At 61.5% G+C, this 15,702-nt stretch carries 14 protein-coding genes and 2 pseudogenes; 8 read left to right on the forward strand and 8 right to left on the reverse strand.

Annotated elements, in window-relative coordinates:
- Window positions 1–2: 2 nt before the first annotated feature.
- The 4 genes from ACFWAD_RS06195 to ACFWAD_RS06210 are packed head-to-tail and all read right to left on the reverse strand — an operon-like array spanning window position 3 to window position 4,111.
- Complete coding sequence (locus ACFWAD_RS06195) at window positions 3–1,325, reverse strand: bifunctional adenosylcobinamide kinase/adenosylcobinamide-phosphate guanylyltransferase (RefSeq protein ID WP_378542195.1); 1,323 nt, start codon at window positions 1,323–1,325, stop codon at window positions 3–5.
- Window positions 1,325–2,113, reverse strand: coding sequence for an ABC transporter ATP-binding protein (locus ACFWAD_RS06200; RefSeq protein ID WP_378542197.1), 789 nt, complete (start codon window positions 2,111–2,113; stop codon window positions 1,325–1,327). Before ACFWAD_RS06200 ends, ACFWAD_RS06195 begins: the two co-directional genes overlap by 1 nt.
- Entirely contained in the window at window positions 2,110–3,144 is a 1,035-nt protein-coding gene (locus ACFWAD_RS06205) for a FecCD family ABC transporter permease (protein WP_378542199.1), read from the reverse strand. Before ACFWAD_RS06205 ends, ACFWAD_RS06200 begins: the two co-directional genes overlap by 4 nt.
- Window positions 3,145–3,151: 7 nt before the next feature.
- Window positions 3,152–4,111: an ABC transporter substrate-binding protein gene (locus tag ACFWAD_RS06210; RefSeq protein WP_378542201.1), complete on the reverse strand. Its 960-nt coding sequence runs from the start codon at window positions 4,109–4,111 to the stop codon at window positions 3,152–3,154.
- A gap of 307 nt (window positions 4,112–4,418) precedes the next feature.
- On the opposite strand from ACFWAD_RS06210, the gene ACFWAD_RS06215 reads away from it, so the two are divergent.
- From ACFWAD_RS06215 to ACFWAD_RS06225, 3 genes are read left to right on the forward strand one after another with little or no spacing between them, the layout of a single operon-like run.
- Window positions 4,419–4,835 (forward strand): GntR family transcriptional regulator, encoded by a 417-nt coding sequence (locus ACFWAD_RS06215; RefSeq protein WP_007729675.1) that lies wholly within the window; start codon window positions 4,419–4,421, stop codon window positions 4,833–4,835.
- The gene (locus ACFWAD_RS06220) at window positions 4,832–5,701 is read left to right on the forward strand and encodes an ABC transporter ATP-binding protein (RefSeq protein ID WP_230817556.1); all 870 of its coding nucleotides are present in this window, start codon (window positions 4,832–4,834) and stop codon (window positions 5,699–5,701) included. Before ACFWAD_RS06215 ends, ACFWAD_RS06220 begins: the two co-directional genes overlap by 4 nt.
- Window positions 5,698–6,756 carry an ABC transporter permease gene (locus ACFWAD_RS06225; RefSeq protein ID WP_378542203.1) on the forward strand — a complete coding sequence of 353 codons (1,059 nt, stop codon included), beginning with the start codon at window positions 5,698–5,700 and terminating at the stop codon, window positions 6,754–6,756. The genes ACFWAD_RS06220 and ACFWAD_RS06225 overlap by 4 nt, the downstream gene beginning before the upstream one ends.
- Window position 6,757: 1 nt before the next feature.
- Here the strand turns inward: ACFWAD_RS06225 and ACFWAD_RS06230 are convergent, their stop codons facing one another.
- Window positions 6,758–7,399 (reverse strand): DUF4232 domain-containing protein, encoded by a 642-nt coding sequence (locus ACFWAD_RS06230; RefSeq protein WP_378542205.1) that lies wholly within the window; start codon window positions 7,397–7,399, stop codon window positions 6,758–6,760.
- 191 nt (window positions 7,400–7,590) lie between these two features.
- On the opposite strand from ACFWAD_RS06230, the gene ACFWAD_RS06235 reads away from it, so the two are divergent.
- The 4 genes and pseudogenes from ACFWAD_RS06235 to ACFWAD_RS06250 all read left to right on the forward strand — a co-directional run.
- Window positions 7,591–8,436: an alpha/beta hydrolase gene (locus ACFWAD_RS06235; protein ID WP_378542207.1), complete on the forward strand. Its 846-nt coding sequence runs from the start codon at window positions 7,591–7,593 to the stop codon at window positions 8,434–8,436.
- Window positions 8,437–8,460: 24 nt separating this feature from the next.
- The gene (locus ACFWAD_RS06240; protein ID WP_060937898.1) at window positions 8,461–9,534 is read left to right on the forward strand and encodes a VIT1/CCC1 family protein; all 1,074 of its coding nucleotides are present in this window, start codon (window positions 8,461–8,463) and stop codon (window positions 9,532–9,534) included.
- A gap of 890 nt (window positions 9,535–10,424) precedes the next feature.
- Window positions 10,425–10,769 (forward strand): annotated as a pseudogene (locus tag ACFWAD_RS06245) (AAA family ATPase); the annotation flags it as partial.
- Window positions 10,770–11,188: 419 nt separating this feature from the next.
- A pseudogene (locus tag ACFWAD_RS06250) lies at window positions 11,189–11,317 on the forward strand (hypothetical protein); the annotation flags it as partial.
- Between the two features lie 482 nt (window positions 11,318–11,799).
- On the opposite strand, the gene ACFWAD_RS06255 reads toward ACFWAD_RS06250, so the two are convergent.
- Complete coding sequence (locus ACFWAD_RS06255; RefSeq protein WP_378542209.1) at window positions 11,800–12,459, reverse strand: hypothetical protein; 660 nt, start codon at window positions 12,457–12,459, stop codon at window positions 11,800–11,802.
- A 32-nt stretch (window positions 12,460–12,491) separates the two neighbouring features.
- Window positions 12,492–12,869, reverse strand: coding sequence for a hypothetical protein (locus ACFWAD_RS06260; RefSeq protein WP_047271971.1), 378 nt, complete (start codon window positions 12,867–12,869; stop codon window positions 12,492–12,494).
- Between the two features lie 547 nt (window positions 12,870–13,416).
- Here ACFWAD_RS06260 and ACFWAD_RS06265 point away from each other — a divergent pair.
- Complete coding sequence (locus ACFWAD_RS06265; protein WP_378542211.1) at window positions 13,417–13,605, forward strand: hypothetical protein; 189 nt, start codon at window positions 13,417–13,419, stop codon at window positions 13,603–13,605.
- Between the two features lie 252 nt (window positions 13,606–13,857).
- Here ACFWAD_RS06265 and ACFWAD_RS06270 read toward each other — a convergent pair whose 3' ends face one another.
- Window positions 13,858–15,690 (reverse strand): APC family permease, encoded by a 1,833-nt coding sequence (locus ACFWAD_RS06270; RefSeq protein WP_378542921.1) that lies wholly within the window; start codon window positions 15,688–15,690, stop codon window positions 13,858–13,860.
- Between the last annotated feature and the right edge of the window lie 12 nt (window positions 15,691–15,702).

A 15,702-nucleotide genomic window follows, 5' to 3' on the forward strand; every position in this document is an offset into this window, starting at 1 on the left:
CGTCACCCGTGCAGGTGCTGGGGGAGTCCGGCGGTCATCAGAACCACCGACTCGGATGCAGCGGCGATGCGGCTGTTCAGCAGACCGAGCTGATCACGGAACAACCTCCCGGACTTCGTGTCCGGGACCACACCGCTTCCGACTTCGTTGGTGACGGCGACAATCGGTACCGGACAGGCGGCCCAGGCGTCGGCCAAGACGTCGATATCTGCGTGGACGGCGCTGAGATCTTCTGTGGTCCATGCCTGATGTCGGTCCAGGCGCGCGGTCAACCACGTGCCGAGGCAGTCGATCAGGATCGGTGTTGTTGCGCCTGAAAGAATCTCGGCCACCTCGGAGGTCTCTACCGTCGTCCACGTCGACGGCCTCCGCGCGCGATGCGACGCAATTCGTTCGATCCAGTCGGGATCGTCGTCCTGCGGATCCCCGGTGGCGATGTACGTGACGTGCCGGTAGCAGGCAAGCAAGCCCTCTGCGTAGGTGGACTTGCCCGAGCGGGCGCCACCGGTGACCAGAGTTCGATGGCTCTGTCCTACCCCGATCTCGAGCACAGTTCCATCCGGAACCGCTCGCGCTCCGGACGTTCGAAGTTCCTCCGCGAGTTCGTTTTCGACTGGGTTGTGGTGCCCGAGGTGTACGGCGACCACATCGGTTCGATCGGTGATCGCGTCGCAGTTGCGTAGTCGCGACACCGTCTCCGCGAAACTCGGCAGATCATGGTGCCCGGTGCCGTGGTCGGTCTTGTAGCCGAAGGTCTCTTCGAGGAAGACGGCATCGAAACGCGCATCGGGAAGGGCGTCGACAGTAGATTCGGGCAGAGGCCCGGTGTCGGTGGCCCAGAAGATTCGGGATCCGGATGCGTCGGTGATGTCGTAGAGAAGAGTGGGTACTTCGTGCGCGGCTTCGAGTGTGCGAACCCGATAGGTGCCCAACATGATCGACTGACCGGCCTCGATCGGCATGAAGGTCACCGGATCGCCTGGACCCACCCAGTCTCGGCAGAGATCGAGCGCGTCGGGTGGTCCGAGAACCTGTAGTGGTTCGGTGCGAGAGGCCCAGGACCGGAACAGCAACGCCATCGGGCCGAGGTGATCGGGGTGAGAGTGTGTCAGCAGAATGTGTTCGACGTGCGCCAGCGTGCGACCGAATCGCGACGCAGCACGCGGTACTTCGGGTCCACAGTCCAACAGGATCCGGTTGTCCAGCAAGGCAGCAGTGTGTCCGCGAATGGTGCCATTCGACATTGCCGCCAGGCAGGAAGGGCAGGTACAGAATGGGTTCGGCCAACCGTCGGCAGCGCCGGTGCCGAGCATCACCAGTTCCATCAGCGGGTGCCTTCCTGCCGAATCGGGACAACTATGGGACCACTGGGCCGGTCCAGGATTTCGACCCGAGCGCCGTACACACGGCCGAGGAGGTCTGCTTGCAGCACCGCTGAGGGTGTGCCGTCGGCGACGACGCTGCCTTTGTCCAGCAGCACGATTCGCCGACCGTACTGACCCGCGAGAGTGAGGTCGTGCATCGCGGCGATGACCGTGATGTTGTCGGCTTCACGCAGTTCCTCCACCAAGTCGAGAACCTGCTGCTGGTGACCGATGTCGAGGGCGCTGGTGGGTTCGTCCAGGAGCAGTACCTGAGGTTCTTGAGCCAATGCCCGAGCGAGGACCACGCGCTGCAATTCGCCGCCGGAAAGTTCGGTGGCTCGTCGATCTGCGAACTCGGTGAGGTCGAGTCTTTCGATCACCGAAGAGATCACCGAACGGTCTGTGGCGGTTTCGGTTCCGAAGCGTCGTAGATAGGGAGTGCGGCCGAGCGCAACCAGTTCCTTAACCGTTGAGCCCTCGGGTACTACCGGGCGTTGCGGCATCAGCGCGACTACGGCTGACGTGGCCTTGCGGCTGGAATTGCGTGGACTGAGTCCCCCGACCGAGAGCTCACCGGTGGACGGAATCAATCCAGCGAGGGCGTGCATCAAGGTCGTTTTGCCTGCGCCGTTCGGCCCGACCACGGCAATCCAATCGCCGGGTGTCACATCGAGATCGATGCCGTCGACGACGTCCTTGCCGCCGAGGTTTACTCGGAGGCCGCGGCACCGGACTGCGCTGTCGGTCATGCCGAAACTCGACTGCGGCGCAGAACCAGAAGGAAGAACGGAGCGCCGATCATCGCGGTCACTACCCCGATGGGGAGTTCGGCCGGCGCCATGACCGTGCGGGCGGCAACGTCGGTGAGGACGAGAAACGCCGCACCCAGCATGAGTGACAGAGGGAGCAGCAGCCGATGCGACGGGCCGACGACCAGTCGAACCGCATGGGGAACAACGATTCCGACAAAGCCGATGAGCCCACTTGCGCTCACTACTGCGGCTGTTCCCAGAGTTGCGGCGAGCACCAGTACCAGGCGTGATCTGGCCGGATCGACGCCGAGGCTGGCGGCTTCGACGTCACCGACGGCCATCACGTCGAGTACGCGACGGTGTACCAGGATGACGGCTGATGCCAGCGCGACGTACGGCAGGACAACGAGAACTTCCGACCATCCGTCGGTGGACAGTCCGCCGAGCAGCCAGGAGTAGACCTCACGCAGTGAATCGTCGAACCGCTGCTGAACAAAAGTCTGCGCTGCATTTGTGAACGCTGCGACAGCGACACCGGCGAGGATGATGACTACCGCGTTCTGCGGCCCGCCAATGCTTCGGCCGAGCGTATAGGTGGCGAACACTGCCAGCACGCCACCGACGAAGGCGGCCATGGGAATTCCGAACATGCCGAGTGCTCCGCCCGAAACGATGGCGAGGGTTGCGCCCAGTCCGGCTCCGCTGGAAACTCCGAGGAGATACGGATCTGCCAAGGGATTTCGAAACACGCCCTGGTAGGCGGCACCGGCTACGGCCAACATTGCTCCGACCAACGCGCCCAGGACTACTCGCGGAAGCCGGATCTGCCAGAGAATCGCCTGCTGTGTCGCGGTGAGACCGGAATCGATGTTGATGCCGGGTATTCCGTCCAGAAGTTCGAGAATGGTCCGATCAGGCGTCAAACCGGCCGGCCCCACCAGAACACCGATCAGCAAGGCAGCGCACAGAATCAGCGCGGCGCCGAGCAGAACGACGCTCCGATGTTGGGAAATACCGGCTTTGATCATCGAGTGCTCAGGCCGTGGGAACTTGGGCAACGATGGCCGCGACAGCCTTCACCTGATCGGCGACACGGGGTCCCCACCGGCTCGAGAGGTCCTCGTCGAGCACATGAATCTGGTTACCGGTGACAGCTTTCATGCCGCTCCAACCGGGTCGAGCGGCGACGGATTCTGCTGTCACTCCGCAGCATTGGGAGTCTGCGAGAAAGATGAGATCGGGATTGGCCTGTACCACGAATTCGGCGGACAACTGCGGGTAGTCACCCTGCCCGGCGGCGTCGGCGATGCTCTTCATGCCGAACAGCGAGTAGATCTGCCCGACGAAGCTCGAACTCGTGACGGTGTAGAGCGAGGAGTCGAGTTCGTGGAAGTACGTCAGCGGCTGTTGGCGCGCAGGAACACTGGCGACAGCGGCGTCGATGTCCGAGCGCATGGCGTCGACAACTTCGGTGCCCTTGTCCTCGTGGCCGGTGGCCTTTGCGACGCGCTCGATCTGGGCGTAGACGTCATCGATGCTCGTCGCTGCCGGTAACAGGAGCGTCGGCACCTTCGCCTTCTCCAGTCCGGAGACAAGATCGTTCATGTCGTCTGATGCGATCACCAGATCCGGTGCGTAACCGAGGATGGCTTCGACGTTCGGCTGAAAGCCCGAGAGATCGGTGACCGGGATGCCGGCTGGGTAGTCGGACTGATTGTCGACGGCCTTCACCTGATCGCCCGCGCCGACGGCCCACAGGGTCTCGGTGGCGCTGGGACTGAGTGACACGATCGACTGCGGACGTGACTCGATGGTGATATCCGTGCCGGAATCCGTGGGACCGGAAACAACAGTCACCGGGAACGAACCGTCCGAGGCGGCTGTCGTTGTGGGTGCGTCGGTTGTCGAGCTACTGCAGGCACCGGCAAGCAGTGCGGTACTCACCGTCAGCGCTGCAAGTACGGATCTGAATCTACGTGTCGGCCGACTACTCACAGCCACCCCTCCGCTAGTGGACGAGGGTCGCGAGCAGCGCGGCCGCGAGGGGAAGCGCCACGAGCGGTCCTTCGTCCGAGAACCATCGTGTCGCCACGAGGCCGGTGACCTGACTCGTTCGCCTCGAGTAGTGACGGGCGAATTCACAGTTGCGTCGACAGTGCCGGGGTTTCACCGAACTTCACACGAGCAGCGTGGCACCCCGGTGAACCGGGGCATCTGCACTTTACAGGGGTCGTCGGCTTGACCCGGGAGGTCAAGGCAGGGTAAATATCTATTCCACTAATGAACTAGTGAAAGGGTTCGGATGATCGACTTCCGTATCGACCGCCGATCCGGCATTCCCACATACGTGCAATTGGTCCTTCAGGTGAAGCAGGCGCTCAGGCTCGGTGATCTTCAAGTCGGGGATCGGCTGCCCACAGCCAAGGACGTCGTGGGAGCGCTCGCGATCAACCCGAACACAGTCCTCAAGGCCTACAAGGAACTCGAGCGCGACGGACTTGTTGCTCCGCGGCCTGGATTGGGCACGTTCGTCGTCAAGTCCCTGGCCAAGCCCGGTATGGCGGAAAGCTCTGCGCTACGGCGCGAGTTGGCCCGCTGGGTGGCAGATGCCGTGGCCGCTGGACTCGAGCGCACGGACATCGAAGCACTGGTGAGTTTGGAACTCGAGAAGACGTTCATCGAATCGGATCCGTCCGGAAAGCAGGGGGAGACATCATGACTGAGCAAGAATCGGCGCTCACGATGCAGGACGTGGACAAGCGCTTCGGCAAGAAGAAGGTGCTCGACGCCTGCACATTCGAGGTCGCGACAGGAAGCATCACTGCCCTGGTCGGGGTGAACGGAGCGGGCAAGTCCACACTGATGTCCTTGGCGGTCGGGTTGACGATGCCTGACCACGGTTCGATCTCCGTCCTGGGCAGCACGCCGGATCAGGACGGCATCTGCCCAGGCCTGTCGTACCTCGCTCAGCACAAGCCGCTGTATCCCAAATTCACTGTTGCAGAACTTCTTCGATTCGGCGCATACACCAACGACGAGTGGGATGCGAAGTACGCTCTGGATCTGGTGGAGCGCGCTGGGATTGCTCTCGATGCAAAGGCGAAGACTCTGTCACCAGGTCAACGAACCAGGGTTGCACTGGCTTTGGCGCTCGGGCGCAGACCGCAGTTGCTTCTACTCGACGAACCCTTGGCAGATCTTGACCCCGTGGCGCGGCGGTCCGTCGCGACCACTCTGCTCGAAGACGTTGCCGAGTACGGCACCACGGTTCTGTTGTCTTCACACATCGTTTCCGAATTGGCAGACGTCTCGGATCGACTTCTTCTGCTGGGCGGTGGAAACGCGAGGTTGTCCGGACCGTTGGATGAATTGATCGCTGCCCATTACGTATTGATCGGCGACGGCGATCCTTCGGACGTGGTCGGCGCCGGTGCGGTCATTCATACCGACAAGGGGATGCGGTCGAATTCTCATGTGGTGGAGGGAATCCGTCCGAGCCCTCGGGCAGGCTGGGTGATCGACGACGCAACACTCGATGACGTGGTGCTCGGGCACCTGAGCGCGGAAACGATGGTGGCGGCATGATCTGGGTTACGTGGCGGCACCACCGGACATCGCTCATCGTGTCATTGGGATTCATCGCAGCTTTGGCTATAGCAGCGATAGTCGGCGGAATCGGAACTCGAAGTAGCTTGGGGGCAGAGGGTCGAGGAACGTACTTCGGGTGTGTCGGGGTCGGATGGGACTGTTGGGCGGATACCGCCGTTACCGGTGTGAACACGATCGCCGCTGCCCTGCCGGTACTACTCGGGGCGCTGGTGGGTGCGACCGTCTTCTCCCGTGACATCGACCAGCAAACGCATGTTCTCGGTCTGACGCAGTCGGTCAGTCGAGCGCGGTGGTTCTGGATGCGAGTTCTTGTTGTCTTTCTTCCGCTCACTGTTGCGACCGCAACCCTCGGCTTCATTCTCGAGGCCGCGCGGGTTGGATTCGAGAGTTGGAGCTATGTGGTCAACGTCGGACCCGTTCAGTCGTACGGAATGAGTTCGATGCTCTTCCCTCTGTTCAATTCCAGCGGAATTGTCTTGGGTGCATACACTTTCATGGCATTGGTCGCCGGAGCTGCGGTATCACTGCTGGTGCGATCACCCATCGCCGCGGTGGCCGTCACCTTGGTCGCTGTAGCAGGTTTGATGGTGGGATTTCAGAACCTGGCACGGCCGCACTATGCCGAGCCGACTGTGTTGACACAAGGTATCGACCACGACACATTCTACGCAACATACGTCATGGATTCCTCGATGGCGTGGGTAATACGGAGTGGATACACCGATGCCAACGGGAAGCCGGTCGAGATCGACTATCAGGCGTGCACTACAGATACAGCCGGAAGTGAATACGATCAGCGATCCGACGAAAGTGACGTGGATTTCTACGTTCGCCAGAAGGCATTCTTGGCCCAACTCGAAGCCGAGTATCGTGCGTGTGTGCTCGCCCAGGGAGTGGACCACTACGAAACCTGGTACCACTCGGTCGGTCAGGTCAGACGATTCCAATTCACGGAAGCTGCACTCGTCCTAATCCTTTCAGGCCTGTTCCTCCTGCCGGCGGTTTGGGGTCTACGACGACTCAAGCCGTGACTCAGCTGGTGACCGGTGCGACCGTCAGCTGGTTGATGTTTGCGCCGGTCATCGAGCAACCCTTGGTGGGGTAGGCGAGGAAGACCGAGTCGTAGCTGTTGGGCGGGTAAACCCTCAGTCCCGCAACGTCGGTCACGCCGCACTGATCTGCGGGGTAGTTTTCGACGTTCGTGGCGCGCACCAAAGACGTTGCGGCAGAGCCAGGGGCAAGGGAGACGAGTGAACCGGATCCGGAGCGGCCGGCGGCAGCACCCACTTCGCTTCCGGACGCTCCCGTGACATACGAGACGCCGGGGAAACCGTCGAGCGTGCACGTGCGGCCGCCCGTGTTGGTGAAGACCACCGGAAGCTCCACCGAACCAGCGGCGCCGCTCGGTTGGCCGAGGGTGACGTTCAGTTCCCCGATCGCGCAACCCTCGGGATTGGGTGCCGTCGAGGTTGTGGTTTGGGTGTGATCGGTATGGGTGGTCGAGGGTGCGGCAGTACCGGTCTGGGTCGTCGGCGCAGAGGCGGTCGTCGTTGAGGTGGGTGCCGGTGAACTCTCGGCCGTTCCCGTTTCATCCGAGCCGCAACCGCTGAGAAGGGCGAGAGCAGCAAGTGGAGCCGCCAACAAGCCGACGTTGCGCATGCGGTTCGAATTCATCGCTCTGTACTCCTCAGGCTGGTCGACAACTGGCTCCGGAACATCCGTGTCCGGTATATCCGAGTTTGAAGCCGGATGTGCAGAAACGAATCAGGCTCGCCGGTGATCAGGACCTACTTCCCGGATGGATTGCCGCTGCGGATCTAGCATGAGAAATGACCTGTCCGGATCGCGACTACCGGGAGTAGCGAATGTTCACCTTCACCAGCGACGACGGAGTGGTCATTCATGTCCACGAATGGCCCACCGATCAGAAACCTCGAGGGGTTGTTCAACTCGCACACGGTATGGGTGAGCACGCAAAACGCTACGCACACGTTGCCGAAGCCCTGAATGCTCGCGGTTTTCACGTCTACGCGGCAGACCACCGCGGCCACGGTGAGAGCATGCACGCCGGCCCAGGCAACATCGGCGACGACGGCTGGAACCGCTTGGTGGCAGACATGGTGACCCTCACAGGCATCATCCGCGACAAACACCCCGGCCTGCCCGTCGTACTGCTCAGTCACAGCCTCGGCTCGTTTGCTTCACAGCAGTACATCCTCGATCATTCGCACCTGATCGACGCCGTCGCACTGTCGGGGACCACCGCGGTCGATCAACTGATCGAGAGCCTCGTCAACGACGGCCCGGACGTCCTCGCCCAGTTCAACGCGGAATTCGAACCGGCCCGTACTCCGCACGACTGGCTCAGCCGTGACGAAGCGCAGGTGGATTTGTACATCAACGATCCACTGTGCGGTTTCAGCCTGGACGACGCCGGCATGGGCGGACTTATCGCAGCTGGGCCGAGGTTCGTCGACGTCGAGGGCGTGCGACAAGACCTTCCGATCCTGGTCTTCGTCGGCACCTCGGATCCTCTCAATGCCGCGCTGAGCCGTACCGACGTCGCAGTCGAACGGTACAACTCGGCGGGGATCGAAGACGTCACCTATTACACCTATCCGGGCGCCAGGCACGAGATCTTCAATGAGACCAACCGCGACGACGTCATCAATGATCTGACGACGTGGATGGACCGCGTACTCGAAGCGTGACCGCCTCACCGGAAGGGGAACACGATGTCCACAGTTCCGGCCGCACGACCCGATCCAGACCCGCGAGATGTCAAGCGCTGGAGACGATACCTCGCCGACGAACAAGCCGAGGCCGCCGTCTACCGCGACCTCGCGGGTAGGCGCAGCGGCGAGGAGCGCGAAATCCTTCTCGCACTGGCCGACGCGGAGGGTCGACACGAGGCGCACTGGAGAGCGCTACTCGGCGATCACGTCGGCAAACCACTGCGCGGTGATATCCGCACTCGGATACTGGGCTTTCTGGCCAGGCGTTTCGGTTCCGTGTTCGTGCTCGCTCTTGCCCAGCGCGCCGAGACACGATCCCCCTATCCGAACGACGCCGACGCGACCGCATCGATGGGCGCGGACGAGAAGATCCACGAAGAAGTGGTGCGGGCCTTGGCCACCCGGGGCCGCAACAGACTTTCGGGGACATTTCGTGCCGCCGTTTTCGGGGCCAACGACGGCCTGGTCAGTAATCTCGCTCTCGTACTCGGCATCAGCGGTAGCGGCGTCTCCAACCAGATCGTTCTGATCACCGGCATGGCCGGGCTTCTGGCCGGCGCCCTGTCGATGGGAGCCGGCGAGTACGTTTCAGTCCGCTCGCAGCGAGAGTTGCTGGAAGCGTCCAATCCTGGTCCCGCTGCCAGCGAAGCTGTCGGCCTGCTCGACGTCGACGCCAACGAATTGTCCCTGGTCTACCGGGCCCGCGGCATGTCCGCCGAGGAAGCGGACCAGCGCGCCGCCGAGGTCCTCGCGAACAGCACCTTCGGCGCCGCGGACGTTGTCGACGACCATGAAGCCGTCGGAACCGGGTTGGGCGCAGCGGCGGCAAGTTTCTGCTTCTTCGCCTCGGGCGCAATCATTCCGGTGTTGCCGTATCTGTTCGGCCTGGAAGGCATGACGGCCCTGATCGTCGCGTCCGTACTCGTGGGGATCGCGTTGCTGACCACCGGCGTTGTGGTCGGGTTGCTGTCGGGCGGACCTCCGTTCAAGAGGGCACTACGCCAACTTGCCATCGGCTACGGCGCTGCCGGCGCGACGTATCTGCTCGGCATGCTGTTCGGGACTTCGCTCTGAGCGTCTGCTTACGCGCGTAGGGCGGGATCGCGGTGAGCCGGATCGATCCGGACCGGAATTTTGCCCGCTGCGTTGTGTGCCAGTGCGAAGCCATCCACCACGGCTCCAATCTTGCACAGGCCCCGTCTGTCGGCTCACCCCGCCGGTCGGGGCTTTGCTGTAGACGCGCATCTCGGAAACCTGAAGGCCTCGACCGCAATATGTCGGCGAATCGCAATCAATGTAACCACTAGATGCACTTAGGATACTCGTTGGCGTCGACATTTCCATCCGCTGCCAGAATGGGTACTCGGTGAAACCGCATCGGCCACCTGCCTGATCCCGGTGAGTTGGGGCCCACTAGGTGGAGGTGTTCTGCTCAAACCCTTCCACCGTTCGTGTGCGGTTTCTCATTGGGTAGCGTGCGTGTGTGGCGATGGAAGAGAAGTTTTGAAGGGGCAACGCCGCTCGGCGACCGTTACTCTGCTGGCCTTCGCCGGTTTCGGCTTAGTGTGCGGACTCGTAAGTGCTGCCGTGTTGTGGTGGTACGCCTCCCAACCCTTCACGATCTACACATTCAGCTACCGGCCGCACGACCTCGAATCGACCCAGATCGAAAAGGTCTCGGTTTACCGATTCATAACTGGACTGCTCATTGGCGGACCCATTTTTGGAACTGCCGTCGGGGCGCTCGTTTTGACGACAGGGTGGAATCTCGTACGGCGAGAACACACGATCCGTATTGACTAGATCCTGTTTTGACCCGCTCAACTCTGAACATGTGATTAGAGCCGAAGTGGTTTCTCGATCAATCGGACAGTTAGACGAAGTCGGTGTTCATCGATCGGTCCTTGATACAGCTGGAATCAGGTAGTAACCGGCGACTGCCGGAGGTCAGGCATCACTCCTCACGGGTCGACGAACTCGTGGCGGTTGGGACGATTCAGACGGGTTCTGCAGTCTCGCTGTCATCATTGGGGCTCCTGCGCGCATATGAGATGAGCAAGCGGATCGGCGAGCTGTCGATGGGCCAGCAACGCCGACTCGATCTCGCCCTTGCGCTCGCGTGCCGCCCGCACGTGCTGCTCTTGGACGAGCCGACCAATCACCTGTCCATTGCTCTCGTAGATGAGTTGACCGAGGCGCTCAGCGCTACTGAGGCAGCCGTGGTGGTTTCCACTCACGATCGACAGATCCTGCGGGATACTGACGGATGGCCGAACCTGAGGCTGTCGGGCGTCGAGTGCGAGGTGTAGGCATGAGGGTGGAGCGACTCATGCGATGGCGAACGCTACGGCCGCTTCACCGTCGTGACTACCGGATACTTCTGTCCACATCGACGAGAGCCCGCTCGAGCTCTCTGCCGTTGCGACTGGTCTGAGTCTCGGTCTCTTCGCGTTCGCGACCTCGGGGGTGTCATTGCTGACCGGTTTTCAAAACAAGCCGTCATCATGTCGGTGCAGAGCGCGAACACCGTTGCTCTCACGGCAGTCGGGCCTTATCCCTCACAGGGGTGGTCGAGCGGGCGCACCTTCTTTCGGGGGGGGGGGGGGGGCATTCAAGCGCCGATCACGTGAGCACGCGCGCGTGAAAAACATCCGCGCTCTACATGTCCGGATACCTCGACGGGGTTTTGAAATTCTGGGCGAGAATGCATTCTCTGCAATAAGCGGGCCGACCGAATCCGATCGAGAACATCCTGTCCACCAGGGCCCGTGCCACACTGGCGCTGCGAAAAGGCCCAGATCACACCATCAACAAGCTGCGCCTGTGCAAGTCTAGGAAGATATGGTCGAGCGTGTAAAGGTTGTGGCATCCGAGTCGCGTGACGTCTTGAACTACTTCGGTAGATGCCCGGTATGTGATCACCCGGCTCGGGCGGTATGCATCACCGCTGAGTTCAACGACGGACGAATCGAAAGCCAAGTCGTAGCGTCCTGCGGAGGATGGTGCGGATGGAAGGGGCTAGTCGAGCCCACCACAATGACAGGCTCCATTCCCGTGATGACGCCAAGTCAGGGGGCGGCGCCAACCGCTCGTGCACCATTGTCCACACCGCGTTGCGCCATTGAAATGGCCTTATAGTCTCAATACATCTCAAGCCGGTGGTTCTGGTGCAGTAAACAGACACGACGGCCAATGGCTGGCCGGAGTAACCGTGTATGGCACTGATGCCAGCGGAACCAACAGCGTCGAAATCGACATGCTCGTCACCGCCGACGCCATCACCGAATCGCCCGCCACCTAGACCAGGAACATGTACGAATCTCCGAGTTCCCGGTCCCGTCACTGAAACAGCGGGGTGGTGACAAACTTCAACTTGTAGTCCTGGACCTGTTGAATATCGCCGTACTCGTCCTCGGCCATGATCGTGAAGGACTTCGCCTGACCACCTTCCATCCGAGAGTAGATGGCGAAGGTGATGAAGAAAGGCTTGCGGTCCGTGCCAGGATCCTTGAAAGTCAAGGTCGCAGTTCCCACTGTCGCGTCCCATCCGCTGGCGTTCGTCTTCTTCTTCTCGATCAGCTTGAAGTCGTCCAGCCGAGCCAGGTCCTGATAAGCCTGGACGGTGGCCTGCTCCTCGTCCTTGGCGTACTTCTTCTCCCAGGAGTTGAAAGCGATTGTTCCGGAAGTGATCCGGCCCTCAGCAAGACCAGTCGAGTTGTAGAGAATGAGTCCCTCTCCGTCGCCGGCCTCCTCATCGAAATTGGAGTGGAATTGCCAACCGTCCACGAGTGGCATGAGAACCTGGGTGTCGGTTCCGTGCCATACAAACCGCTGGTAATCCACCCCAGGAAGCGGAACCAGGGTGGTCTTGTACTCGGTTGACGTGGGGGCAACGGTTGTGGCGACCGGAGCACCGGAGACCGTCTCATTGCAGCCCGAAAGGAGCAGCACGGAGGCGAGTGCCGCCGATGCAACCAGTTGGCCCTTTTTCAGCTTCATTTTCGACGGTCTCCTCTCTGGATCGAGCTAGGTCACCAGCGCTGAAAACCGGTGACGTACGTGCCATTCCAGAGCGCCGGGTCGCTGAGCGTGATGGAGACACGACCTCCGTGTGAAGCTGCCTCGTCGACGATCTGGTCGACGGTGGCATAGACGACGTTTCCGGTGGGCTGGTAGATGGAACCAGGGCCGAGGTTCACGCGCCAACCCCGATCCGGAATGGGGCCGAGGAGGTTGCCAGCATTGGTGTCGGCTATGAATCGGGTCTCGTTCTGATCGAAATTGACGCCGACATAACCGTTGCCGGAATACGGGGTCGCGGCAGAAGCCGCACCCGCCCCGAGCAGGGCGACAGCAACGGCAGCGGCCGGAACCAGCAGTGCAGCTACGGCCATACGTGAACGGGACATGAAACCTCCTATGACGCGAAGGCTGCATCGGCCGCAGCCCCACTTGGATGTAACTGACGGTATCGCATATTTCGGTAACCGAACATTTGCGACAAGATGACCTCGGTCACGTCCCACGCGACGGGAATGCAGCTCAATCCTCCCCACTCATTCATCCTGAACAGGAACAATGTCGCCGATGCGCGCCACGAGAAGCGGATCGCAACCTGCCCCGGCCGAGTTTCGGTTCAGCAGGAGTGAATATCAGGCACTCAACCCGGTCGGTCGGATCACCTACTGCATCCGCCTGCCCGGCCGCCCGGCCACTTGCGGTGTCCCCAAGAGGATGCTCCGCTGCGCTCCGCTCTGTGAAAGTGAAAAGATCCTTTTTTCCTTTCTGTCCTTCGGATCCTGATCGACAGTGGTCCCGGCGCAACCCCTGGCGGCTTCGCCGGCCTCCGGCTCCGAAAACTTTTCAAAGTCGCTTCGCTGAAAAACTCTGCGGCCCAAGCATTGCGCCACTCCCTAATTCGCCGATCCGGAGCTCCATGCCAGGACGGAAAAAAAATTGTCAGGGGCTACCGAGGGGCCGGGCAACGACGGGAAGGTCAAGTCAGTGAACGGTTACGACTTCGAGCAGGGCGAAGACCACCAGGCCGGGACCAGCCACTACGCCGGACTGAACTGCGGCTGCGGTGACTACTCCTGCCCTCGGATGCACGACAGCACCGCAAGGTGTGTCAACTGGGAGTACTGACGCTTTTCTGATCACGACGAACAGTCGTTGCCCGGCACTCGGAAATTCCCGAGTTGACCGCCAAGGCGATCCGCAACCAGCTCGGAATGGCCGAGCCACGTCAGGGAAAGGGCAAGAAATGAAGGTCGAATCACACGCGGTCCGATCAGGCGACTGGTGGTCGGTCGACCATGGCGTTGATCGGGATCTCGGCATATGGGCTAGTCCCGGTGGCACTGGCATGTTGTTCGGGACCTCGCTCTGAGCGTCGGCTCATGCGCGTAGGGCGGGATCGCGGTGAGCCGGATCGATCCGAACCGGAATCTGGCACACCACGGCCTCGGTGTGTTTGCGCAGTGCATGAGCGATCTCATCGGTCCGTTGGCTCGGGAGGAACCGGTGCCATCTGGTCGCCGGGTCGATGGTGGCGACGACAACAAATGTCTCTCGGTGGGGGAAGTGTGTGCGGATGTATCGGGCGAGGGTGTTCCCCACGGAATTCTCGGTGTCCTCGATGACGATCAAACGCGAACTCGGGTGTCGGGCTTGCCATCGGCGTGTGAAGTCCGTCGTCGATTCGTGGGCCAGGCAGACTCGAATTGCGATGGGCTGTGACGACATCGCCGTTGCCGCGGCCATCGCGCGGGTGGAGAGCGACGTAATTTCGGACACGGGTACTAGGACCGCTGGTTTGTATCCGATAGACAGAGAATCGTTCTCACCCTGAACGGTTAACCGAGTACCGATATGTGTGTACGCACCGCGGATGCGTTCCATGCCGAGGACGAGCGCAGGGAGCGCGAGAGCGATCAACCAGGCGCCCTCGGTGAACTTCATGGCGGTTGTCACCACTGCTGCGATCGAAGTCAACGCAGCCCCGAAACCGTTGAGCGCTAGGCGCCACTTCCAGCCCGGCGTCTGTTCGGCGAGCCACTGGCGTACCATGCCGAACTGCGCGAGCGTGAATCCGATGAACACACCGATGGCGAACAGCGGCACCAAGGTGTTCATGTTTCCGCCGGATCCGATGAGCAGGAGAGCACCGACGCCACCGAGCGACAAGACGCCGTACGTGAAGACGTCGCGCGTCGACTTCCGGCTGAAGCGGTGCGGGAGCACGTTGTCGTCGGCGAGGATCCGCATCAGGTTGGGAAGTCCGCCGTACGAGGTGTTCGCGGCCAACGCCAACAGAATCACGGTGGAGAATTGGACGACGTAGTAGCCCACACCATTTCCGAGGGCAGCGGAAGTGAGTTGCGACAGGACCGTTGTTCCAGGGACCGGAGCCAGTGAGAACTTCTCGATCAACACGGCAAGGCCGATCAGCATGGTGCCCAACAGGATTCCCAAAGCAACTTCGGCACGCTGAGCGCTACGCACGCGAGGCTTCTTGAAACTGGGTACCGCATTGGCGATGGCTTCGACACCGGTCAATGCGGCGCAACCACTCGAAAATGCTTTGAGCAGAAGGAGAATGCCGATCGTGTGTGCGTTGTCGGCGAGGAAGGGAGCCGGGGCGGCGGCAGGGTTCTCCCGTAACAGTCCGGCGCCGATCACAGTGAAGATACTGACGACAAAGATTACGGTGGGCAGCATGAACACTCGCGCGGAATCTGCGATGCCCCGCAGATTCAATGCCGTGATGCCGCCGAGTATGGCCAGTGCGATCCAGACCGTATAGGGAAGAAGCGCAGGGAAGGCGGAGGTCAGAGCCGCGACGCCGGCTGCGATCGACACCGCGACGTTGAGGGTGTAGTCGACGATCAACGATGCGGCAGCGGTCAAACTGGCGCGCGGGCTCAGATGCTTCTTCGCGACGGCGTAGGCGCCACCGCCTTCGGGAAATGCGGCGATCACCTGGCGATACGACGCCACCAGGACCACAAGCAGCACGGCGATGGCGATCGTCACCGGCACGGTGAAGCCGATCCCCGCGCCGCCGGCGAGGGCCAACACCAACACGATGGCTTCTGGACCGTACGACACCGAGGCCATCGCGTCGAGCGAAAGCCCAGCCAGTCCGGTTGCGACGGAAAGCTTCTGCTTCTCAGGGCCACGGCCGGGGCGGGTGGTCGACGATATGACTCCACGGTGTCCGAGTATCACTGCATGTCTCAC

The sequence above is a fragment of the Rhodococcus sp. NPDC059969 genome, from assembly GCF_042738325.1.
GTDB lineage: Bacteria > Actinomycetota > Actinomycetes > Mycobacteriales > Mycobacteriaceae > Rhodococcus_F.

Bases quoted from the DNA above. Each gene is read 5' to 3' on its own strand.
- ACFWAD_RS06195 (WP_378542195.1), bottom strand. From the start codon at position 1,325: ATGGAACTGGTGATGCTCGGCACCGGCGCTGCCGACGGTTGGCCGAAC.
- ACFWAD_RS06200 (WP_378542197.1), bottom strand. From the start codon at position 2,113: ATGACCGACAGCGCAGTCCGGTGCCGCGGCCTCCGAGTAAACCTCGGC.
- ACFWAD_RS06205 (WP_378542199.1), bottom strand. From the start codon at position 3,144: ATGATCAAAGCCGGTATTTCCCAACATCGGAGCGTCGTTCTGCTCGGC.
- ACFWAD_RS06215 (WP_007729675.1), top strand. From the start codon at position 4,419: ATGATCGACTTCCGTATCGACCGCCGATCCGGCATTCCCACATACGTG.
- ACFWAD_RS06220 (WP_230817556.1), top strand. From the start codon at position 4,832: ATGACTGAGCAAGAATCGGCGCTCACGATGCAGGACGTGGACAAGCGC.
- ACFWAD_RS06225 (WP_378542203.1), top strand. From the start codon at position 5,698: ATGATCTGGGTTACGTGGCGGCACCACCGGACATCGCTCATCGTGTCA.
- ACFWAD_RS06230 (WP_378542205.1), bottom strand. From the start codon at position 7,399: ATGAATTCGAACCGCATGCGCAACGTCGGCTTGTTGGCGGCTCCACTT.
- ACFWAD_RS06235 (WP_378542207.1), top strand. From the start codon at position 7,591: ATGTTCACCTTCACCAGCGACGACGGAGTGGTCATTCATGTCCACGAA.
- ACFWAD_RS06240 (WP_060937898.1), top strand. From the start codon at position 8,461: ATGTCCACAGTTCCGGCCGCACGACCCGATCCAGACCCGCGAGATGTC.
- ACFWAD_RS06255 (WP_378542209.1), bottom strand. From the start codon at position 12,459: ATGAAGCTGAAAAAGGGCCAACTGGTTGCATCGGCGGCACTCGCCTCC.
- ACFWAD_RS06260 (WP_047271971.1), bottom strand. From the start codon at position 12,869: ATGTCCCGTTCACGTATGGCCGTAGCTGCACTGCTGGTTCCGGCCGCT.